General features: G+C 63.2%; 3 protein-coding genes. All 3 read right to left on the reverse strand.

What is annotated here, in order from left to right; all coding sequences use genetic code 11:
* Positions 1 to 7: 7 nt before the first annotated feature.
* From ACZ89R_RS08640 to ACZ89R_RS08650, 3 genes are read right to left on the reverse strand one after another with little or no spacing between them, the layout of a single operon-like run.
* The gene (locus ACZ89R_RS08640) at positions 8 to 13,666 is read right to left on the reverse strand and encodes a non-ribosomal peptide synthase/polyketide synthase (protein ID WP_429546040.1); all 13,659 of its coding nucleotides are present in this window, start codon (positions 13,664 to 13,666) and stop codon (positions 8 to 10) included.
* 12 nt (positions 13,667 to 13,678) lie between these two features.
* Positions 13,679 to 21,508: an amino acid adenylation domain-containing protein gene (locus ACZ89R_RS08645; protein ID WP_429546039.1), complete on the reverse strand. Its 7,830-nt coding sequence runs from the start codon at positions 21,506 to 21,508 to the stop codon at positions 13,679 to 13,681.
* Positions 21,505 to 24,912, reverse strand: a complete 3,408-nt coding sequence (locus tag ACZ89R_RS08650) for an amino acid adenylation domain-containing protein (RefSeq protein WP_429546038.1) — start codon at positions 24,910 to 24,912, stop codon at positions 21,505 to 21,507. Before ACZ89R_RS08650 ends, ACZ89R_RS08645 begins: the two co-directional genes overlap by 4 nt.
* Positions 24,913 to 25,004 lie beyond the last annotated feature (92 nt).

Consider the following 25,004-nt stretch of genomic DNA (forward strand, 5'->3'; position numbering starts at 1 on the left):
CCGGCTCTCAGCCCACCCGCGCCATGCAATGCTCGATCAACGCTTCTAGCTCGCGCTGATAATCCTGCATTAACGACTCCATGGTGCTGGCCCGATAACGCTGAGTGCTGTAGATGCAACGCAGCGCCAACTGGCCGTCGTACACCTGGCCGACGATCTCCAGCCAGTTGCCCAGATTGGCCTGCAAGCTGTAGTTGTCGCCGCTTTCTTCCAGCGCCGGCACCAGCAAGGCTTGCTCGTCGAAGCTCTGGTCGAACTGGCCCAGATAGTTGAACGTCACCCGTGCCTGCGGCAGGTCGGCCAATTGGCGGGCCAGTTGCGGGCCGGCCAGATGACGCAACACGCCATAGCCGATGCCCTTCTGCGGGATGGCCGCCAATTGCGCCTGCACGTTGACGATCGACGCGCCGATGTCCGCGCTGTCGGGGGTGAGCCGGACCGGGAACATGCTGGTGAACCAGCCCAGGCTGCGACTCAGATCGATGTTCTCGAACAGATCCTCGCGGCCGTGCCCTTCCAGCAGAATCAGAGCCGACGGCTGTTCGCTCCAGCGGCACAGCGCCCGGCTCAGGGCCGACAGCAGCAAATCGTTGATCTGCGTGCGATAGACCGCTGGCGCCTGCTTGAGCAACTGCTCGGTGTGCTCGCGGGACAACTTGAGCCGCGCCTGAGCCTGGTGACGCACCTGATTCTTGCCGCGACGGTTGTCGCACGGCAGGTCGATACCCGGCTGATCCAGTTGCTCCAGCCAGTAGGCCAATTCCTGCTCGGCAATCACCGGCGCCTGCGCCTGCAACGCTTCGGCAAACGCACGATAGCTGCTGGTGCGGATCGGCAATTGTGGTTCGATGCCCATCACGCAAGCCTCGTAGGCCACCTTCAGGTCGTCGAGCAAAATTCGCCACGACACGGTGTCGACCACCAGATGGTGGATGACCATCAACAGCCGCGCCTGGCCGTCCGGCAAGGCGATGTGCACCACACGCCAGGCCGGTCCATCGTCGAGTTTGAGGCTGCGCTGAGTCAGGTTGGCCAAGGCTTCGACCTGCTCACTGCTCTCGACCTCGCGGCACCACAGCACCGGCTCGCGGCGCTCGGTCGGTGCGGCATAGCGCTGCAACCAGCGCCCGCCTTCCTGACAGAAACGCAGGCGCAAGGTGTCGTGGTGGTTTTCGATCCAGCCCAGCGCCTGTTCCAGGGCATCCAGATCCAGCGTCTGACGCGCACTCAGCAAAAACGACTGGTTGTAGTGATGAGACTCGGCCATGCCCTCGGCAAAGAACCATTGCTGAATCGGCAGCAGATTGAACAACCCTTCACTGGCCACATGGGTGAGGTCCACCGACGGTTGCGCGGTGCTCGCCTTCACCACGTCCTGTTCGACGATGCCGGCGATGGTCTGGTAGCGCATCAGATCGCGCAGCTTGAGTTCCATCTGCAGGGTCGGGTGGTTCCTGACCCGGGAAATCACTTGCAGGCTCAGGATCGAGTCGCCGCCGAGTTCGAAGAAGTTGTCGCTGATACCGACCTGCTCCACCTGCAGTACCTGCGCCCATATGTCCGCCAGCAGTTGTTCCTGCTGATTGCGCGGGGCAACGTATTCCTCGCTTTTGAACTCCGGCTCGGGCAGTGCCTTGCGGTCGAGCTTGCCGTTGGGGGTGATCGGGAAGGCACTGAGGCAAACGATCTGCGCCGGCACCATGTATTCCGGCAAAGTGCTGCGCAGACCGGCCTTGAACTCATCACCCAGCTGCTGGCCGGCGTCGGTGACGACGTAACCGATCAGTTGCTTGCCGGAGGCATTGTCCCGGGCGATCACCAGGGCGTCGCTGACCCGCGCCAGTTGCCGCAGGCAGGCCTCGACTTCACCCAGCTCGATGCGGAACCCGCGCACTTTGACCTGATGGTCGATGCGGCCGACGTAATCGACCACACCGTCCTGACGCAAACGCACCAGGTCGCCGGTGCGGTACAACCGCTCGCCGCCGGCAAACGGGTTGGGCACGAAGCGTTCGCAGGTCAGGTCCGGCCGACCGTGATAACCACGGGCAACCCCGTAGCCACCGATGTACAACTCGCCGGCAAAACCGGGCGGCAGCGGATTCAGTTCTTCATCCAGCACATACAGCGAACGCGCGCCCACCGCCCGGCCGATCGGCGCATAAGCCGCTTCACACTGCTGGCTCACAGGCACTTTCCACAGCATCGGCGTGACCACGGTTTCCGTCGGGCCATAGCCATTGGTGAAATACTCGGGACGCAGCGCCGCCTTGACCTGTTCGAAGGTCTGGTCCGGCACCGCATCGCCGCCGAAGCAATAGATGCGCACCGGTGGCGGTGCAATTGCGCTGGCCGCGGCGTACTCGGCCAGTTGCTTGAGGTAGGCCGGCGGGAAGCAGGCGATGGTCACGCCGTACTCGTGCAGCGCCTGGTAGGTCTGCTCCGGCGTCCACAGGCAACCGTCGCGCACCACCAGCCGGCCGCCGCTGTACAGCGTACTCAACCAGCGCTCATGGGCACCGTCGAAGGCGAACGACATGAAGTGCAGCTCGCAGCTGCGGGTGTCCATTTCATACAGTTTGGCGATGGCCTGACAGTGCATGCTCAGGGGTCCCTGGGTGACCGCCACGCCTTTTGGCCGCCCGGTAGAACCCGAGGTGTAAACCAGATAAGCCAGCCCTTGCTCCAGCACGCGACACATCGGCGCCTCATCGGCATAACGGGATTCGTCGAGCTGATCCAGTTCAAGGCGCAACAGACCCTCAGGCGCCGGTAACGTTGCCCGCAGGCTGCTCTGGGTCAGCAGCAGCGCCATGCCGGAATCTTCGATCATGTACGCCAGACGCTCCGGCGGATAATCAATGTCCAACGGCACATACGCCGCGCCGCTTTTGAGCACGGCGAGGAAGCTGACGACCATTTCCAGCGAACGCGGCAGTGCCACGCCGATCACCACCTCCGGCCCCGCGCCGTGTTCGATCAGGCAATGGGCCAGACGATTGGCCCGTCGTTCCAGTTCGCCGTAGCTCAGGCTCAGCCCGGCGCATTGCACCGCAATGGCCTCGGGCTGACTCAGCGCGTGTCGACCGATCAGCTCCGGCAACAGTTGCGGCTGATGATCCGCTGGCGGTTCGGCGCTCCAGGTTTGCATCGCCTGCCATTGCTCGAGCGACAGGCGCTGCAGGTTACCCAGGCGTTCGTCAGGCGCGCGCATCATCGCCTCAAGGGTGTTTTCCAGCGTCAGGCGAATCCCCTCCACCGCCTCGGCACTGAAGTGGCTGCGCAGGTACAGGTATTCAATCGACAATTCGTCGCCGAGCGTCACCGCCAGGTCCATCGGCACGTTCGTCACGTCATGGCCGATGGATTTGCCAAAGCTCAGGCCGCTATCGTTGTCCTCTTGCAGGCGGTCGTCGATCGGGTAGTTCTCGAACACGATTATGCTGTCGAACAGCGCCTGCCCGCCCAGGCCGGACCAGCGTTGCACGTCCGCCAACGGGGCCTGGGAATGGTCGCGGATATCCAGGTTGTACGCCTGGATGCGGTTCAGCCAGTCTGCCAGAGGCTGATCCGGTTCCAGCGTCTGAATGATCGGCAAGGTGTTGATGAACAGACCCAGCATGTTGCCGACATTGGGCAAACTCTCGGGACGCCCGGACACCGTGGCACCAAAGGTCACGGTGTTTTTCCCGGTGTAGCGCTGCAACAGCAGCAACCACGCGCCCTGGATCAAGGTGTTCGGGGTAATCCGCAGATCGCGGCAGAACTGCAGCAGACGACCGGTCTGTTGTGCGTCCCAATGGGAGTAAATGGCGTTGTGGCCGGGTTCATCGGACACATGCCGTGGATGGATGGCCTGGCTCAACGCCGTCGCCTCGTTGACCGGGGCCAGCCGGGCTTTCCAGAACAGCTCCCGGGCGTCCTGGTCCTGGGCTTGCAACCAGGCGATGAAGTCGCGGTAGCGGCCGTTTTCAGCGCTGATTTCACCCTTGGCGTAGTGCTGGATCACCTCACCAAACAGCCGCGAGCTGCTCCAGCCGTCCATCAGGATGTGGTGACTGGTCCAGACCATTTGATACTGATCTTCAGTGCTGCGAATCAACAACACTCGCTGCAGTGGCGCATGGGTCAGTTCGAAGCCTCGCGCGCGGTCCTCGGCGGCCCGCGCGGCGATGTCCGCCTCGCTGGCGTCGCGATCGCGCCAGTCGAGCACCTGCAAATCGAGCGTCGCCTGACGCTGGACAATTTGCAGCGGTTTGGCCAGGCCATCGTGCCAATGGAAACTGGTGCGCAGGATGGCCTGACGCTCGATGACCGCCTCCCAGGCCTTGCGGAAACGCTCAACATCCAGACCGCCCACCGGCAAACTGATCTGATTGACGTACAGGCTCGAACCATTGTCCGACAAGGTGTGGAACAGCATGCCCTCTTGCATCGGCGACAGCGGATAAATGTCTTCGATCCGGGACGGGGCTACCGGCAAGGCGTCCAGTCGGGCCTGATCCAGATGCGCCAACGGGAAGTCCGACGGCGTGACGCCGTGGCTGTCCGGCTGGCAGCAATGCTCGATCAGCAGTTCCAGTTCCCGGGCGTACTCCTCGGCCAGGCGTTCGATGGTCGAGGCGTTGAACATGTGCGTGCTGAACGACCAGCCGACACTCAACTCGCCGCCGTACACCTGGCCATTGAGCGTCAGCCAGTTTCCCAGCAGCGCATCGTCACTGTGCTCTGCGCCCTTGAACTCATCGGCCGGCACAAACAAGGCACCGCTCTGGCTATCGAAGCTACCGTCGAACTGGCCCAGGTAGTTAAAGGTGATACGCGGTGTCGGCAGGGTCCGCAGCGACGCCTGGCAAGCCTCGTCACCCAGATAACGCAGCACACCGTAACCCAGGCCACGATCCGGAATCGCGCGCAGTTGCTCCTTGATTTGCTTGATCGAGCCGGCCAGCGCCTGGGTCGGGGTCAATTTGACCGGGAACAGGCTGGTGAACCAGCCGACCGTGCGGGTCAGATCGAGGCCGTCGAACAGATCTTCACGACCATGGCCTTCGAGCTGAATCAGCACCGACGACTGTTCGCTCCAACGGGCGATTACCCGTGCCAGCGCCGTCAGCAACAGGTCGTTGACCTGTGTGCGGTAAGCCGCCGGGGTCTGTTGCAGCAGTCGTCGGGTCAAGGTCGGGTTCAGGCGACTGTAAAGCGTCAAGGCATGGCGGCTCTGCAGGCTGCCCTGGGGATTATCTTGCGGCAGCGGCGCGCCGTCCGAGCGCTGCGCATGCCAGTAAGGCAGTTGTCCAAGCAGCGATTCACTGCGGGCGTGAGTTTGCAATTGCTCCGCCCACTGCTTGAAGGACGTGGTCTTGGCCGCCAATGCCAACGGTTCGCCGGCCAGTAACTGGCGGTAGGTGCCCTGCAAATCCTCCAGCAGGATCCGCCACGACACACCATCGACCACCAGGTGATGAACGATCAACAACAAGCGCTGTTCGCCCTCAGGCAAATCGAACAACACCGCGCGCAACAACGGACCTTGTTGCAGATCCAGGCTGCGTTGGGCTTGTTCGGCGACGCGTTCCAGGTGGGCGGCATCGCTGACCGATTCCAGCCACAACGGTGACAGGCGCTGGTGTTCCACGGTCCGATAGCTCGCCGACCAGCTTCCTGAGATTTGGGTAAAGCCCAGGCGCAGGCCGTCGTGATGATCGATCAGCGCGTGCAAGGCCTGCTCAAGCGGCGCGGCCACCAGAGGGTTCAACGGTTTGAGCAGCACCGACTGATTCCAGTGATGACGCTGCGGCAAGGGTTGTTCGAAGAACCATTGCTGAATCGGCAGCAACGGTGTCTCACCTGTCACCGGGCCTTGATCGGTTGGCGCCAGGGCTTTGCCGAGTTGCGCGACAGTGGCCAGCCCCTGGACGGTCTGCTGCTGGAACAGATCCTTGGGCGTGAAGCTGATGCCCTGCTGACGCGCCCGGCTCACCACCTGGATGGAGATGATCGAATCGCCGCCCAGGGTGAAGAAGTTGTCGGTCACACCGACCCGCTCGAGTTTCAGAATGTCTTGCCAAATCCCGGCAATCTGCTGCTCCAGCGCAGTGCGCGGTGCCACGTAATCGCGCTGCAATGGGTTAGCGTCCGGGGTCGGCAAAGCCTTGCGGTCGAGTTTGCCGTTGGGGGTCAGCGGCAATTGTTCGATGAACAGCCATTGCGCCGGCACCATGTAATCCGGCAGGTACGCCTTGAGTCCGACCTTGAGCGCTTCGCTCAGATCGTCCTGCTGTTGCGGGCTCAGGTCAGACTGCGCCGGCACCACATAGGCCACCAGTTGCTGGCCGCTATGGCCTTCCACCGCCAACACTACGCCTTCGCGCACGCTGTCGTGGGCCAGCAATCGCGCTTCGATTTCACCCAGTTCGATACGGAACCCGCGCACCTTGACCTGATGATCGATGCGGCCGACGTATTCGATCACACCGTCTTCACTCAAACGGGTGAGGTCGCCGGTGCGGTACATTCGCTCGCCATTGCTGGCCAGCGGGTTGGGCACAAAGCGCTCGGCGGTCAGGCCCGGGCGGAACAGATAGCCACGGGTAATGCCGTCGCCGGCCAGGTACAGCTCGGCGGCAACCCCAATAGGGGCGGCCTGCAATTGGGCATCGAGCAAGTGCGCGGTGGTGTTCACCAGCGGCCGGCCGATGTTCGCCTGGCCGCCGGCTTCGCGACGGGTGCAGGTCGAATAGGTGGTGTCTTCCGATGGGCCGTACAAATCGTAAACGTGCTCGACCGAAGTCTCGCGGTACAACGTATCCACCAGCGCTTGCTTGAGCGGTTCACCCGCAAGATTGATGATGCGCACGCCTGAAGGGATCTGCCCGGCACGCTGCAAGGCCGCGATGGCCGACGGTACGGTGTTGATCAGGCGCACCTGATCGCGCTCCGGCAGGTCCGGCAATTCCAGGGCGTTACGCGCCATGATGATCGAGCCGCCGCGGGCCAGGGTGACGAAAATCTCCCACACCGACAGGTCGAAGCACACCGAAGTCGAGGCCAGCACGCCTTGCAGGTCCTCTTCGCTGTACACCTCGTGCGACCAATGAATCAGCGCCTGCACGTTGCGATGAGCAATCGCCACGCCCTTCGGTTTACCGGTGGAACCGGAGGTATAAATCACATACGCCAGGTTGGCGGAGTCGATCCGGCGCTCAAGGTTGTGCGATGCCAGGTCGGCGAAGGCCTGACAGCCCGCCTCGACCCACACCACTTGCGCCTGGGTCTCGGGCAACTGCGACAGCAAATGTGGCTGGGTCAGCAACACCCGTGCCTGACTGTCGTCGAGCATGTAGGCCACGCGATCCGCCGGATAGTCCGGGTCCAGCGGCACATAGGTGCCACCGGCCTTGAGCACCGCCATCAGGGCAATCACCAGTTCGGCGGAACGAGGCATCGCCACGCCCACGCGGATTTCCGCACCGACACCCAGTGTTTGCAGATGACGGGCCAGTTGATTGGCGCGGCGATTGAGTTCGGCGTAGGTCAAACCAGCACCGGCATGCTGCAAGGCGATCGCCTGTGGCCGCGTTTCGACCTGGGCTTCGAAGCTCTGATGGATCAAGGCCTGGGCCGGGTACGCGGCACGATGGTCATTCCATTCGGCCAGGGTGCGCAGCTCGCTCGCCGGCAACAGGCCGATCTCGCCCAGCAAGCGTTGCGGTGCGTCGAGGAACTGGCGCAGCACTTCTTCCAGATGAGCCGCCAGGCCGACAATGCTGCGCTCGGCGAAGTGCTCGGTGAGGTAGTTGAAGTCCAGGCTCAGTACTTCACCGGCACCGGCGATCAGCGTCAGGCCGTAGTTGGTTTGCTCACGGTGTTCGAGACCGCTGAAACGCAAGCCGCCCGGATTGGCCTGCAGGGTGTCGGATACGGGGTAGTTTTCGAACACCAGCAGCGTGTCGAACAACGCTTCGCCGTTGAGCGCGGCCAGGCGTTGAATGTCTTGCAACGGCGTCTGCTCGTAATCGCGCAGCAGCAGGTTTTTGTCCTGCACGCTGCGCACCCAGTCGCTGACACTGCAGGTCGCTTGCGGGCTGGCGATCACCGGCAGGGTATTGATGAACAGGCCCAACTGTTGCTCGATACCCGGCAGGTCCACCGGGCGACCGGACACCGTCGCGCCAAATGCGACACTGCTTTGGCCGGTGTAGCGCTGCAACACCAACAGCCACGCGGCTTGCACCAGACTGTTAAGCGTCACTTGCTGCTGACGCGAGAAACCGTTGAGGCGTTGGGTGAAGGGGGCGTTAAAGGTCAGCTTATGCACGCCTTTGCCGGGGCCGGGCACGGTTTGCCCATGGCAGGCCGAGGCCAGCCGCGTCGGTTCATCCAGTTCGGCCAACTGCCCGCGCCAGAAGGCTTGCGCCGCCTCCTTGTCCTGGCGTTGCAGCCAGGCCAGGAAGTCGCGGTAACGGCCCTGGGCACTCGGCACCGGATGCCCGGCATAATCCTGCAGCACTTCGCCAAACATCCGCGAGTTGCTCCAGCCGTCCATGAGAATGTGGTGGCAGGTGAAGATCAGGCGATGACGGTCATCGGCGGTGCGCAACAGGCACAGGCGCAGCAGCGGCGGATTCTGCAAGTCAAAACCGCGCTCGCGATCAGCCAAGGCACGGGCCTCAAGCACCGCTTGCAGATCCGGTTCGGCGCGCACATCCACTTCCGGCATTTCCAGGGTCAGCTGGCGATAGATCACTTGCAGCGGTGTATCGAGGCCGTCGCGGCCCCAGATGAAACCGGCGCGCAGCACTTCATGACGATCCACCACCCGCTGCCAGGCTTGCTGGAAGCGCGGTACATCCAGACCGTCGATATCCAGCAGCATCTGATAGACGTAAGCGCTAGCATCGGCGTCGTACAGGCTATGGAACAGAATGCCCTGCTGCATCGGCGCCAGCGGGTAAATGTCCTCGATCCGCTGCGCGGCGATCGGCAAGCTGTCCAGATGCGCCTGGGACAACCCGGCAAGCGGCACATCGGAAGGGGTCAGGCCGCCGCTCGGATGATTCAGGCAATGGTCGATCAACTCACCCAGCGCAACTTCATAAGCGCGGGCCAGGGCGTTGATGGTCGCCTCTTCGAACACGTCACCACTGTAGGTCCAGGTCAGGCTCAATTGCCCCTGGTAGACCCGACCGTCGATGGTCAGCCAGTTGCTCATCGGCGCCTGTTCATCCTGACCGGCGCCCTTGTCTTCGGTGGCCGGCACCCACAGGGCGCCTTCGTCGAAGTTGTTATCGAACTGCCCCAGGTAGTTGAACGTCACCTTGGGTTGGGACACGCCGCTCAGGGCCGCTTGCGCCTCATCACTTCCCAGATAACGCAACAACCCATAGCCGATGCCTTTGTTGGGGATCGAGCGCAGTTGTTCCTTGATGCCCTTGATGGACGCTTCGAGGCTGGCCTGCGGCGTCAGGCGCACCGGGAACATGCTGGTGAACCAGCCCACGGTACGGCTCAGGTCGAGGTCGTCGAACAGGTCTTCGCGGCCATGCCCTTCGAGCTGCACCAGGGCGCTGTCGGAGGCGGTCCACTCACACAAAACCCGGGCCAGTGCGGTCAACAGCAAATCGTTGACCTGAGTGCGATACACCGCCGGTGCCTGTTGCAGCAATTGCCGGGTGCGCTCGGCATCCAGACGGGTATCGACGCTGCGCTCGAAACGGTTCTGCAGTTGTCCATCAGGGTTGTCCAGCGGCAAGTCTGCCGGCGCTTCGGCCAGTTGCTCGCGCCAGTAATCCAGCTCGGCTTCCAGCCCGGCGCTGCGCGCATAACCTTGCAGGCGTTCGCCCCAATCCTTGAACGCCGTGGTCTTGGCCGGCAAGCGCAACGGCGTGCCCGCGCTCAGTTGTTGATAGGCGGTTTGCAGGTCTTCCAGCAGGATCCGCCACGACACACCATCGACCACCAAATGGTGGATCACCAACAGCAGTCGCTGGCTGGCGTCGGGCAAGTCCACCAGGGCCGCGCGGATCAACGGACCATCGCTCAGGTTCAGGCTGCGCTGCAGCTCCAGGCACAGCGCCGGCAAGGCTTCGCTGTCTGGCAAAGCCACAGTGCGCAGCAGTGCGTTCGGCTGATCGACGGCGGCATGCTCCTGCACCCAATCACCGGCAGTCTGGCGATAGCGCAGACGCAAGGCATCGTGATGCCGTTGCAGATGTTCCAGGGCCTGCTCCAGCGCAGCCGCTTGCAGAGGTTCGGCCGGGGTCAGCAGGATCGACTGGTTCCAGTGCTGACGCTGAGGAATGTCGGTGGCGAAAAAGTACTGTTGAATCGGGGTCAGCACGGCCGCGCCGAGCACCTCACCTTGCATCGCCTGCACCGCATCGCTCTGCTGTGCGACGGTGGCCAGGCGTTGTACGGTCTGGTGCTGGAAGATGTCTTTGGGCGAGAAACGGATGCCCGCCTGACGCGCCCGGCTGACCACCTGAATCGAGATGATCGAATCGCCGCCCAGTTCGAAGAAGTTGTCGTTGAGCCCGACCCGCTCGACTTTCAGCACGTCCTGCCAGATCTCGGCCAGGCGCTGTTCGAGCTCGCTACGCGGTGCCGCGTAGGCTTCTTGCACCAGGCTCACATCAGGGTTGGGCAGTTGCTTGCGATCGAGCTTGCCGTTGGCCGTCAGCGGCAGACGTTCGAGGAACACCCAACTGACCGGCACCATGTAGTCCGGCAGGCTTTCACGCAATTGCGCCTTGATCGAATCGCGCAAGCCGGCATGGGCCTCCGCGTCCAGTGGCTCGCTCGGCACGATCCACGCGGCCAGTTGCTGCCCACTGAGCCCTTCGACCGCCAGCACCACGGCCTCACGCACCACGTCATGCTTGAGCAATTGGGTTTCGATTTCTCCCAACTCGATACGGAAACCGCGAATCTTCACCTGATGGTCGATACGACCGATGTACTCGATCACCCCGTCGCCGCGCAGCCGTGCCAGGTCGCCGGTGCGGTACAAGCGTTCGCTGGCCACAGCATTGAACGGATCCGGGACGAACCGGGTGGCGCTCATGCCTGGCTGGTTCAGATAGCCCCGCGCGAGCCCGGCCCCGGCGATGTACAACTCGCCGATGCACCCTTGGGGCACCAGGTTCAGCGCGCCATCGAGCAAGTACCACGACAGGTCGACAATCGGCTCGCCGATCGGGCTACTGTGGGTCTGCTGCAAGTCAGCCATGGACAGCGGGCGGTAGGTCACGTGCACGGTGGTTTCGGTGATGCCGTACATGTTGATCAGGGTTGGCGCGCGGTCACCAAAACGTTCGAACCAGGGACGCAGACTCTGCACTTCCAGCGCTTCGCCACCAAACACCACGTAACGCAGGGCATGGTTGCGCGACGAGGCACTGGCCACTTGCATCAGCGGTTTGAACGCCGACGGCGTCTGGTTCAGGACGGTGACTTGTTCATCACAGAGCAAGGTGTAGAACTCTTCCGGCGAACGGGTGACATCGTGGGGCACCACCACCAGTTTGCCGCCGTGAAGCAGCGCGCCGAAAATTTCCCAGACCGAGAAATCGAACGCGTACGAATGGAACAGCGTCCAGCTGTCCTCGGGGCCGAAACCGAACCAGTGATCGGTGGCGCTGAACAGGCGAATGACATTGCCATGGGGCAGCAACGCGCCTTTGGGCTTGCCGGTGGACCCGGAGGTGTAAATCACATACGCGAGGTTGTCTGCCGTAGTCGTGCACGGCGGATTGGCCGTGCTGCTGTCCTGCGGTGGTTGATTCAAATCCAGGCAAGCCAGCCCCGGTGGAATCGGCAGCTGCGCCAACAGGTGGCCCTGGGTCAGCAACAGCTCGATCCCGCTATCCTCGATCATGTAGCGCAAACGGTCGTCGGGGTAGCTCGGGTCCAGCGGCACATAAACGCCACCGGCCTTCAGCACAGCGACAATGGCGACGATCATGTCCAGCGAACGCTCCACCGCCACGCCCACTCGAACATCGGGGCCCACGCCACGGGCGATCAGCAGATGCGCCCATTGGTTGGCCTGTTGATTGAGTTCGGCGTATGTCAGCCGTTGCCCGGCGAACACCACCGCCGGCGCCTCCGGATGACGCTCGGCCTGAGCCTCGATCAACTGATGAATGCACTGGCTGACCGGGTGCACCACCGGGCTCGGGTTCCAGTGCGCGAGCAGTTGCTGTTGCTGCGCGTCATCGAGCACCGGCAGTTGGGCAATGCGCTGGGTCGGGTCCTGAACGATCGCCTGCAGCAGGTTGCGCCAATGCTGCGCCAGGCGCTCGATGGTCGCTGGCTCGAACAGGTCGGTGGCGTATTTGAGCACCGCTTCAATGCCATGGGCCTGTTCGGTGGTGTTCAGCACCAGATCGAACTGCGCGGTTTCGCTTTGCCATTCCAGCGGTTCGATGCTCAAGCCGTTCAAGCGGGTCTCGACGCTGATCCGGCTTTCGGCCTGGTGATTGAACATCACCTGGAACAACGGGCTGTGACTCAGGCTGCGTCCCGGCTCCAGGGCTTCCACCAGTTGTTCGAACGGCAGGTCCTGATGCGCCTGGGCTTCCTGGGCGGTTTGCCGAACCTGGCGCAGCAGATCGATGAAGCTGGCTTGGCCGTCGACGTCCGCCTTGAGCACCTGGGTGTTGACGAAGAAACCGATCAGACGCTCGATTTCCACGCGCCCGCGGTTGGCCACCGGCACACCGACGCGGATGTCGGCCTGGCCGCTGTAGCGGTGCAACAAGGCCTGGAACGAGGCCAGTAACAGCACGAACAGCGTGACGTTTTCCCGTCGGGCGAAGGCCTTGAGCCCGTCGCTCAGCGTCGGGTCCAGAATCAGGTTGTGGCTGGCCCCGGCAAAGCTCTGCTCCACCGGACGCGCGCGGTCAGTGGGCAACTCCAGCACCGGTTGCTCGCCGCCGAGCTTTTGTTGCCAGTAGGCCAGTTGACGTTCCTGTTCGCCGGCCTCCATCCATTGCCGCTGCCACAGGGCGTAGTCGGCGTATTGAATCGGCAGGGCCGGCAGCCCGGCGTCATGCCCGAGGTTGAAACCGGCATACAGCTGCACCAGCTCCTCGATCATCACCTGCAACGACCAACCGTCCGACACGATGTGGTGCAAGGTCAGCACCAGCACGTGATCCTGCGGGGTGACTTGCAGCAGGGCCGCGCGCAACAGCGGGCCGGTCTGCAAATCGAAAGCTTGCTGGCTCTGGGTCTGGACGAAGGCCTGGATCGACGCCTGTGGGTTTGCCGCCAGTTCAGGGCTCAGCTCGTGAGTATCCAGGGCAAACGATCCTGCGGGCAGGATCGTTTGCAAGGGTTGCCCGGCGTCTTGAGTGAACACCGTGCGCAAGGTTTCGTGACGTTCGATCAGCGCCTGGACGCTGCGCTGCAACGCGGCCACCTCCAGCGGGCCCTGCAAGCGCAGGGCCGTGGGAATGTTGTAGGCCGCGCTGTGCGGCGCCCATTGCCAGAGAAACCACTGGCGCTGTTGAGCGTAGGACAGCAACAACGGTTCTTCAGCCGTGCGCTTGAAAACCGGGGCAATGTCAAAAAGGTTGACGCCCTTCTGCTTGAGCAGAACCGCCAGAGCCTTTCTTTGCTTAGCCGAAAGTTGTCCTACCGACTCGATTAACTCTTGCACGCGTTGTTCCCCTCAAGAAATCAGTTTTTCCAGATCATCGAGGGATAGACGTTTGAGGGCCTCCAGGGATTTAGCCAATTCGTCCTGAACCGGTGATAAATCGACGCGCAACGCTTCGATGCGGGTGCAGAACGCTTGCAGGGTGTCGGCTTCGAACAGCTCCTTGAGCGGCACCTTGTCACCCAGGCGTTCCTTGATCCGGGTCATCACCAGTGTCGCCAGCAACGAATGCCCGCCCAACTGGAAGAAGTTGTCCGTCAGGCCGACGCGCTCGACTTCCAGCACCTCTTGCCAGACGGTTGCCACTTCCCATTGCAGATCGGTGCGCGGCGCTTCGTAACGCTGCAGCGTCGGATTGCCGCCCAGCGCCATCAGGGCCTTGCGATCGAGCTTGCCATTGGGGGTCAGCGGCAGCGCGTCGATCACGTGCAGATGGCTTGGCACCATGTGCGCCGGCAAACGATTGGCCAGGGCCGCCCGCAGGCTTTCCGCCAACGATAAATTGCCCGGTTGGCTCGCTACGACGTAGGCATGCAGGTGTTTACCCGCCGCGCCCTCCTGCGCCAGCACCACGGCTTCGCGCACCTCAGGCTGTTCCAGCAATCGGGCTTCGATCTCGCTCAGCTCGATGCGGAAGCCGCGAATCTTCACCTGATGGTCGGCACGACCGATGTACTCAATCGTGTCGTCTGGCCCCTGACGCACCAGATCGCCGGTGCGATACAACCGCTCACCATGAGTGGCGAACGGGTCCGGTACGAAGCGTTCCGCGGTCAGGCCGGGACGCAGCAGATAACCTCGGGTCACGCCGGCACCGGCCAGGTACAACTCGGCCGCCAGCCCTGCCGGCAACACCTGCAACTGGCTGTCGAGCAGGTAAGCCACGGTGTTGTCCAGCGGCCGCCCGATGTTCGCCCGGCCATTGGCGGTGCGCAGGGTGAAGGTCGAATAGGTGGTGTCTTCCGACGGCCCGTACAGGTCATAGACCTGCTTGACCGACGTGCTTGTGTACAGCGTATCGACCAGCGTCTGCTTGAGCGGCTCGCCGGCTAGATTGATGGTGGTGACCGACACCGGAATCTGCCCGGCCCGTTGCAGCGCGGCAATCGCCGACGGCACGGTGTTGATCAGCGTCACGCGCTCACGGGCCGGCAACTCGGACAGCGCCAGGGCGTTGTCCGCCAGCACCATGCAACCGCCGCTGGCCAGGGTGACGAAAATCTCCCACACGGACAGGTCGAAGCAGATCGAGGTCGAAGCCAGCACGCCGCGCATCTGCTCATCGCGGTAAACACCCTGCGACCACTGGATCAGCGCCGCGAGGTTAGCGTGGGTGATCGCCACGCCTTTGGGCTTGCCGGTGGAGCCGGAGGTGTAAATCACGTAGGCCAGATTCTGCGCCACGATCCGGCTGACCGGTGCCGTGGACGGATACCCGGCGAGCCATTCGGCGCCCTCTTCGACCAACAGCACTTGCGACGGCAACGCCTCGGGCAACATCGCCTGCAACGCGGCTTCGGTCAGCAACACCGCTGCGCAACTGTCCTCGAGCATGTGCAGCAAGCGCTCTTGCGGATATTCCGGGTCCAGCGGCACGTAGGCACCGCCAGCCTTGAGGATCGCCAGCAGCCCGACCAGCATGTCCGGGGTGCGGCGCATGCAAACGCCCACCCGCACTTCCGGCCCGACACCCAGCGCTTGCAGCTTGTGCGCCAGTCGATTGGCCCGGGCGTCGAGGCTGCGGTAATCGAGGGTTTGCTCGGCAAACAACACCGCCGCAGCCTGCGGTTGGCGTTGTACCTGCGCGTCAATCCGCTCAACCACGTTGCGCGAATCCAGCGCCGTGATCGCAGCCTTGCCCCAGTCGACAGCCGCTTGACGCGGGGCGCCGTCCAGCAGTTGCAACGCGCCCAGAGGCTGCGAAGCATCCGCCATGAATTGCATCATCAGGCCTTCGAGCCGGGTGCTCAGGTCGGCGATGGTGGCGTGATCGAAACAGGCCTGGTCGAAGCTCAAGCCCAGGGTCAACTCGCGACCGGTAACCGCCACCAGCGTCAACGGATAGTGGGTCTGCTCCTGACGCGAGAGGGCGGAAAACTCGAGACCGGTGGCAGAGCCTTGGGCCAGCGCTTCGGCCATCGGGTAGTTCTCGAACACCAGAATACTGTCGAACAGCGCACCCGCGCCCTGCCCCGCCCAGCGCTGAATATCGTAGAGCGGCGTGTGCTCATGTTCGCGCAAGACCAGGTTGAGGCTCTGCACCTGCTGAATCCACTGGCCGACCGGGATCTCGGCGGATGGCGCAGCCACCACCGGCAAGGTATTGATGAACAGGCCGATCTGCTGTTCGACGCCGGGCAAGTCCGTCGGCCGACCGGCCACAGTCGCACCGAAAGCCACGGTGTCCTGGCCGGTATAGCGCTGCAACAGCACCAGCCACGCGGCTTGCATCAGGCTATTGAGGGTGACCTTCTGCTCGCGGGCGAAGCGGTTCAGGTCGCCGGTCTGCTGTTCGCTGAACACATGCTGGTAGTCGGCATAACCGCTGGCCAACGTCTGACTGACCGGCATGGCGCTGGCCAGGCGGGTCGGCTCCTGAAGGTCAGCCAATGCCGACGTCCAGAACTCGCGACTGGCCTGAGTATCGCGCTGGCCCAGCCACTCAATGTAATCACGATAACGACCCGGAGCCGCCGCCGGGGTCATGCCGGCATAGCGTTGCAACACCTCGCCGAACAACTGCGAGGTGCTCCAGCCGTCCATGAGAATGTGATGACTGGTGTAGATCAAGTGATGCTGCGCTTCAGCGGTTCGCACCAGCAACACGCGCAACAGCGGCGCGTGGTCCAGTTCGAAACCGGCGGCCAGATCCTCTCGGGCCAACTGATCGAGCGCTGCGTGAAGGTCATCACGACCGCGCCAGTCCTGTACGGTCATGGGCATCTGCACCGTCTGCCTTACAATCTGCACCGGCGAGTCAGCATCCTCGGGCCAGACGAATACTGTGCGCAGAATCTCATGGGCCTCCAGTGTCTGCTGCCAGGCCTGACGGAAACGCTCGGCGTCGAGCTGCCGCACATCGACCCGCAATTGATTGGTGTAGGCCGGGCCCTCCGGCTCGTTGAGGCTGTGGAACAGGATGCCCTGCTGCATCGGCGACAACGGATAGAGATCGCTGATATCCCGTGCTGGTACCGGCAGCGCTGACAGCTGCGCTTGAGTCAGGCGCACCAGATTGAAGTCCGACGGCGTGACCCCGGCATGCTCACCGCCAGTGCAATGTTCGATCAGCCGTTCCAGTTCATGGCGATAAGCATCGGCCAGCGCCTGAATGGTTTGCGGACGGTACATGCCTTGGCCGAACGTCCAGCTCAATTCCAGCTCACCGCCGTAAACCTGGCCGTCGACGCTCAGCCAGTTGCCCAAGGGCGCATCTTCATTCTGATGCTCGCCAGTGCTTTCGGCGGTCGGCACCAACAGCGCGCCGTCAGCCGCATCGAACGCACCGTCGAACTGGCCCAGGTAGTTGAAGGTGATGCGCGGTGGCGCCAGCTCACGCAGCGGTTCGAAGCCTGCGAGGTAGCGCAGCACGCCGTAGCCGATGCCTTTGCCCGGCACGGCTCGCAGTTGTTCCTTGATCACGCACAGCGAAGTGCCCGGCTCTGTCTGTGGGGTCAGACGCACCGGAAACAGACTGCTGAACCAGCCAACGGTGCGACTCAAATCGAGGTCGTCGAACAGGTCTTCGCGGCCGTGACCTTCGAGCTGGATCAGCACCGAATCCTGTTCGCTCCAGTCACACAGCACCCGCGCCAGGGCCGTCAGCAGCAAGTCGTTGATCTGGGTGCGATAGGCGGCCGGCGCCACTTTGAGCAGTGCGTGGGTCAGTGTTTTGTTCAGGCGAGAAGTGGCCCGAGCGGCTTGGCGACGAGTCTGGACGGTCTCGGGGAAGTCCCTCGGCAAGTCGCTGTTGCCGCCCTCCAGCGTGCGCTGCCAGTAGTCGCGCTCGGCCTTCAAAATATCGCTCTGCCAATAACGGTGCAGGTGTTGCGCCCAAGCCTGGAGCGAGCTGCTTTTGCCTGGCAGGACCATCGTCTTGCCAGCCGCCAACGCGGTATAGGCTTGCTGCAAATCTTCCAGCAGCACCCGCCAGGACACGCCATCCACCACCAGGTGATGGATCACCAGCAGCAAACGTTGTGTTGCGTCAGGCAGGTTCACCAGCACCGCGCGCACCAGCCGGCCCTGTTGTAAGTTGAGACTGCGCTGGGCTTCGGTGGCCAGCGCGGGCAAATCGGCAAGATCGTCCAGTGCCCGCACCCACAACAGGTCTGTGTGGCGCTGCGTCTGGAACGTCGCCTGCCAAGTCTCGCCCGACGCCTGGAAACTCAGGTTCAGCGCATCGTGCTGCTCGATCAGGGCGGCCAATGCGTTGCTTAGATGGATCGCATCGAGGGGCGATTGCGGCTGCAGCATCACCGACTGGTTCCAGTGATGACGCTGGGGAATGTCGGTCTGGAAGAAGCGTGCCTGGATCGGCAGCAACGGCGACTCGCCGCCGACCTTTTGCACGACACTGGCCGCCGGTTTGCTCTCGATCAGTTTGGCCACCGCCGCCAACTGGCCGATGGTTTGCTTCTCGAACAGTTGCTTGGGGCTCAGCTTGATGCCCTGGCGTTTGGCCCGGGCGATGATTTGCAGGCTGAGGATCGAATCGCCGCCCAGCTCGAAGAAGTTGTCGGTACTGCCCACCTGTTCAAGCTTCAGGACATCGGCCCATATGGCGGCGAGCTTCTGTTCGACCTCGCCCACCGGGGCAACAAATTGCTGCGTGACCAAGCCCGGCGTCGGCAAGGCACGCTTGTCCAGTTTGCCGTTGGCGGTCAGCGGCAGACGCTCCAGCACCACGATCTGCGCCGGCACCATGTACTCCGGCAGGCAGGCCTGTAACTGCTGGCGCAAGGCGTCGACATTCAACGCCAGGTCAGGCACGGCCACGCAGTACGCCACCAGTTGCAGGCGCGTTTCATCACCGTCCAGCGGCAAGGCCAATACAGCGGCCTCGCTTACGCCGCTCAGGCCCAGCAATACCCGGGCGACTTCCACCGGCTCCACCCGATAGCCGCGCACTTTGACCTGATCGTCGGCGCGACCGATGAACTCCAGCGCGCCCTGGCGATTGCGGCGCACCCGGTCACCGCTGCGGTACACCCGCGCGCCGACGGCGCCAAACGGATCCGGCAAGAAGCGTTCGGCGGTCAGCCCCGGTTGCCCCAGGTAACCCAGCGCCACGCTCTCACCACCGATATACAGCTCGCCCGCCACCTGATCGGCGACCGCGTTGAGTACATCGTCCAGCACATAGACATGCGCGCCCGACAACGGACGGCCGACCGGCACGCTGCGGGCACCCGAGTCGAGTTCCTTGAGCTCATGGGTCAACACACCGACCGTGGTTTCACTCGGGCCATAGTGGTTGATGAACCGGCAGCCCGGCTTGAGTCGCCGCACCTGTTCCAGCAATGCCGGCGAGCAGGCTTCGCCACCGACGATCAGTGCGTGTTGCGGTAGTACATCGGCGGCCCGGGACGCCTGCATCAACGCCGCCAAATGCCCCGGCACGATTTTCAGCACGCCCACTTGGTGCTCAGCCATGTAATCGGCAAACCGGTCCGGGTCGAAGCCCAGCTCTTCGGGCAATACATGCAGCAAGCGACCGGAACACAAGGCGCCGAACAGCACGGTAAATCCAAGATCCGCCGCAATGGTCGAGACCAGCGCCATGCTCGCCGCTGGCTCCAGCGCCAGACGCTCCAGCGCACCGCGCACGTAACTGGCCAGAGCGCCGTGGCTCACCAGCACGCCTTTGGGTTGGCCGGTGGAACCGGAGGTGTGAATCACATAGGCCGGTGCATCCGCCGACACTATCAGCGAAGGCTTCGTCGTCGGTTGGTCCTGCCAGCGTTCGGGGGCGAAGGCCAGCCCTTGGCAACCATCGATCGCCAGGCTGCTTTCTCGCACGTCGCCTGCGGCACACAACAGGACTTTCGCCTGCGCGCCTGCGAGCATCTGCTGCAATCGCGCGGCCGGGGCCTTGACGTCCAGCGGCATGTACACCGCCCCGGCCTTGATCACCCCTAACACACAGGTCAGCCATTCCAGTGAGCGCTCCATCAGCACTGCCACGGGCTGCCCGTTTTGCACGCCTTGCGCACGCAGGTAGTGGGCCAGGCGATTGGCGTCCTGATCCAGCGCCTGAAAACTCAAGGTCCGCTCAAGGCAGCGTGCGGCCGCCGCCTCAGGCTGTGCGGCCACCTGACGATCCCATTGCTGCAACACCGACTCCGCCGGCTGCCGTGGCGCCAGCACCGGTTGCACAGAAGTGGTTGCAAGACTGTGCAGCGGCGCCTGCGGGACGCTCAGCAATTCGCGGAACAGGCCGAGCAGCGTCGGAATGAACCCCTCAATGGTCGAGTGCTGGTACAGGTCGCTGGCGTAGGTCATTTGCCCGTGGATCAGCGTGCCGTCATCGGTGATGTCCAGCGCCAGATCAAAGTGCGTGCCTTCTTTGTCCAGTGGATACTCGGTGACGCTCAGGCCCGGCAGGTTCATCGAGCGCTGGGTCTGCATGCCGACGTTCTGGTTGAACTTGGCCTGGAACAACGGGTTATGCCCCAGGGTTCGTTCGGGCACCAGTTCATCCACCAGTTGCTCGAAGGGCAGCTCCTGATGGGCCTGAGCGCCGAACGATGCTTCCCGAACCCGGGCCAGTAAATCGTCGAAGCTGCCGCGCTCATCGACCTGGCAACGCAACACCTGGGTATTGACGAAGAAGCCGATCAGCCCTTCGACCTCGGAGCGCCCACGGTTGGCATTGGGCACGCCGACGCGAATATCACGCTGGCCGCCAAGTCGCGACAGGAACAACGAAAACCCGGCCAGCACCAGCATGAACAAGCTGATGCCCTGAGCCCGGGCAAAGCCGTTCAACTGCCGGGACAGGTCCGCACCGAAATCAAAGCTCAGGGTCTGGCCTTCGAAACTCTGGGTCAGTGGCCGGGGGAAATCCGCCGCCACGTCCAACAGCGGATGCTCTTGCCCCAACTGCTGGCGCCAGTAATCGAGTTGCCGCTCGCCCTCGCCGGCCTCCAGCCAGCGGCGCTGCCAGATCGCGTAATCGGCGTACTGCAACGGCAACGCCGGCAACTGCGGTTCGCGCTCCAGGCTGAAGGCCTGATAACACTGCACGAATTCCTTGACCATGACGTCCATCGACCAGCCATCGGAGACGATGTGGTGCATGCTCACGATCAGCACATATTCATCGTCCGCCAGACGGAACAGACTGGCCCGCAGCAATGGCCCATGGAGCAAGTCGAACGGTTGCGCCGCCGCTTCCTGAACCCGCCGCGCCAGCTCGGTTTCACGTTCTTGCACGGCGACATTCGACAGATCGACGCGTTGCAGCGGCACGCTCTGCTGGTCGAGGATGACCTGGCTCGGTTGGTCGTTGTCGGTCTGGAACACCGTGCGCAGCACTTCATGGCGCGCCACCAGATGATCGAAGGAACGCAACAGCGCGGCCTCGTTCAACTGCCCGTGCAAACGCAGGCCGGCGGCCATGTTGTACGCAGCGCTCTGCGGGTCGAGCTGCCAGAGAAACAGCAGACGCTGCTGGGCAAACGACAGCGGAATCACCGCGCAGTCGTGACGACTGACCGGCAGCGGCAGCAGGCTGAAGTCCTTGCCCTCCTCGCGCAGTTTGGCGAGAAACAGTCGACGTTGCTCCAGCGGCAAACCGACGAACCTTTTAGCGATACGCTCCGCCATATTGCCGCTCATACTTCAACTCCCTCCAAAGAACTCATGAACTGATCCATGTCGGACCAGTCGTTATCGCTTGCACCGCCGGCCAGCGCGGCCAGCTCCAGGGCCAGATCGCCCAGCAGCGGTGTCTCGAACAGGCTGCGCAACGGCAGCACCACGCCCAACTGGCTTTTGATCCGCGCGATCACTTGCGCGGCCAGCAACGAATGCCCGCCCAACTCGAAGAAATGGTCATCGACACCGACCCGTGGCACCTGCAGCACCTCGATCCAGATCTGTGCCAGAGCCTGTTCGGTGTCGGTTTGCGGGGCGCGATAGCTGCTCTGCAATTGGCTCGGATCGGGGATCGGCAAAGCCTTACGGTCAAGTTTGCCGCTGGGGGTCAGGGGCAGGCGCGGCAACAGCAGCAGGTGGCCGGGCACCATGTAGTCCGGCAGGTTCTTCTGCAGCGAGGCCCGGATTTGCTGACGCAGAATCGCTTGCTCCGCCGCACTGCCGAGCACGCCCTGATCGACGACCAGATACGCCACCAGTTGCGCGCCACCAGTCAAGGGCAAAGCCAGCACCACCGCCTCACGAATCCCCGGACATTGCTGCAACCGTGATTCGATTTCTCCCAGCTCGATGCGGAACCCGCGAATTTTCACTTGGTGATCGACGCGACCGATGTACTCCACCGCGCCATCGTCCCGCAGTCGGGCACGGTCGCCGGTGCGGTACAGGCGCTCGCCGACCGCGAACGGATCGGCGATAAACCGTTGGGCGCTGAGCGTCGGTTGCCGGTGATAACCACGGGCCAGGCCCGGCCCGCCGATGTACAACTCGCCCACCGCCCCTTGCGGCAACAGATTCAAATCATCGTCGAGCACGTACAGCCGGCGGAGCTCCAGACCGTGACCGATCGGAATGCCACGCCACGACACCGCCTCGGCGGTCAACGCGCTGCAATCATGGATGGTCGAGACCACCGTCGCTTCGGTCGGGCCGTAGGTGTTGAGCAAACGCACATGGCCCAACCCGGCGCGTTGCCACAGACGCAGCCCGTCCACCGCCATCGCCTCGCCGCCCACGTGAATCTGGCGCAAGGCGCCGAAGTGGGCAGGCGGATTGGCCGCGTAATCCTGCACCACCGAGTACCAGTAAGCGGCCGGCAAATCCGCCAGGGTAATGCCCTGTTCGACGATCACCTGATGCAAGGTCGCACTGTCCCACAGGCCCGCATCGCGCAGGACGACACAGGCGCCATGGCACAGCGGCGGGAAGAATTGCTCGACGAAACCGTCAAAACTGCTGGTGGCGAACTGCAACACGCGATCGCCTTCGCGCAAATCGCTGTAGTCGATCGCCCGCGCGATGAATTCACTCAACGCGCCGTGACTGACGGCCACGCCCTTCGGCCGGCCGGTGGAGCCGGAGGTGTAAATCACGTAGGCGAGATTCTGCGGATCTACCGTCACTTGCAGATTGTTTTCACTCGCAGCGACGCTGTCCGGCAGTCGGTCCAGACACAGGTAGTCGATGCCATCGAGCGCCGGCAAACTGCTCAGCAGCGGGCTCTCGGTCAGCAACAGTTTCAGCCCGCTGTCATCCAGCACATGGCGCAAGCGTTCGGCCGGGGTGTGCGGGTCCAGCGGCACATAGGCGCCACCGGCCTTGAGCACGGCCAGCAACGCCACGGCCAGTTCCAGCGATCGACCCAACGCCACACCGACCAGCACATCAGGGCCGACGCCTTTGGCGCGTAACTGATGGGCCAGACGATTGCTGCGAATATTCAATTCGGCATAGCTGAGTGAGGGCGACTGATCGCCCGCCAGAATCACTGCGGTGGTGTCGGGAGTGCGCGCCGCTTGGGCCTCAAACATCTGCGGCATGCCGGGCAGCAGCGCCGGGTTGGCGACGGGTTGAATCAAGCGCTCGCGCTCATCCGTGCCAAGCATCGCCACCTCGCCCAGCGATTGTTGCGGATCACGGCAGACCGACACCAGCACGTTGTGCCAATGCTCGGCCAATGCGGCGATGGTCGGTGCGTCGAACAGGTCGGTGGCGTAGGTGAACGCGGCGAACAGTTGCTCGCCCTCCTCTCGGGTGTCGAGCATCAGGTCGCTGGTGGCCGCATGTTGACGCCCGCTGCCGGCCAGTTGCTGCTCGCTCAGATAGCCGACCTGCAAACCGCAATCGAGTCGCACGTCCTGCAGATCGGTCACCAGTGGCTGGTGATTGAACATCACCTGAAACAACGGATTGTGACTCTGGCTGCGGGCCGGTTGCAGGGCTTCGATCAACGCATCGAACGGCAGCTCCTGATGGGCCTGGGCGCCAAGCGCCGCCTGACGCAGGCCTTGCAACAGGTCGCTGAAACGGGTCTGCGGGGTGACCTCGCTGCGCAGGATCTGGGTATTGACGAAGAAGCCGATCAAGCCTTCGGTTTCACTGCGGGTGCGGTTGGCGATCAAGCCGCCGACGCGGATGTCGGTCTGGCCGCTGTAGCGGTACAGCAAGGTCTTGAAGGCGGCCAGCAGCACCACGAACAGCGTCACGCCCTGGCGCTGGGCGAGGGTTTTCAGCGCCTGGCGCAGGGCTCCGTCGATGACTTTTTCCAGGCGCGCGCCCTGGTGGCTGGACTGGGCCGGATAGGCACGGTCGGTGGGCAATTCGAGGATCAGGTGTTCGTCGCCCAACTGCGTGCGCCAGTAATCGAGCTGGCGCTCGCGCTCCCCGGCTTCCAGCCAACTGCGCTGCCACAGGGCATAGTCGCGGTAGTGCACGGTCTGTTCTGGCAAGGTCGGTTGCCGCCCCGCGACCAGCCCGTCGTAGGTGCGCATAAACTCGTCGATCAGAATGTTCATCGACCAGCCATCAGCAATGATGTGGTGCAACGTCAGCAACAGCACGTGTTCCTGTTCGGCCAGGCGCAACAGGCGAAGGCTCAGCAGCGGTCCCTGCTGCAAATCGAAGGCCTGAGTGGCTTCAGCCATCATGTGCTGTTGCGCCTGCGGCCAGCGCCGCTCTTCAGGCAAGGTGCTCAGGTCGTTGATCGCCAGTGTCAGGTCTCGGGGTTCGGCCACTCGCTGGAACGCACGCTCGCCCTCCTGGCCGAAGGTGGTGCGCAGGCACTCATGGCGCGCCACCAACAGGCTGAAAGCGCGCTCAAGCGCCTCGGTTTGCAGCGCACCGCTCAGGCGCACCGCCATCGGCAGGTTGTAGGCCGCGCTCTGCGGGTCCAGCTGCCAGAGGAACCACATCCGTTGCTGGGCATAGGACAGGCCGTCACGCTCATCGACCCCGACACAGGAGGTCATGGGAAGCTGCGCAAAATCGATGCCTTCACGGGCCATGCCGGCCAGAAACAAGCGACGCTTGTCCTGTGGCAGTTCGATAAAGCGGCGGGCGAGTTTCTGTGCGTCTGCGGCATTCATGCATGGGGTCCTTGCTGATCGGCGGCGTGACCAGGAGGCCCGGTCGTATCAACAAGAACGAATGGCTAGCGCGATGATTTAGCGGTACAGAC

It is taken from the genome of Pseudomonas sp. TE3728 (assembly GCF_056279145.1).

What these genes read in the sequence shown, in the direction of transcription:
- ACZ89R_RS08645 (WP_429546039.1), bottom strand. Translation starts at nt 21,508, where the DNA reads ATGAGCGGCAATATGGCGGAGCGTATCGCTAAAAGGTTCGTCGGTTTG.
- ACZ89R_RS08650 (WP_429546038.1), bottom strand. Translation starts at nt 24,912, where the DNA reads ATGAATGCCGCAGACGCACAGAAACTCGCCCGCCGCTTTATCGAACTG.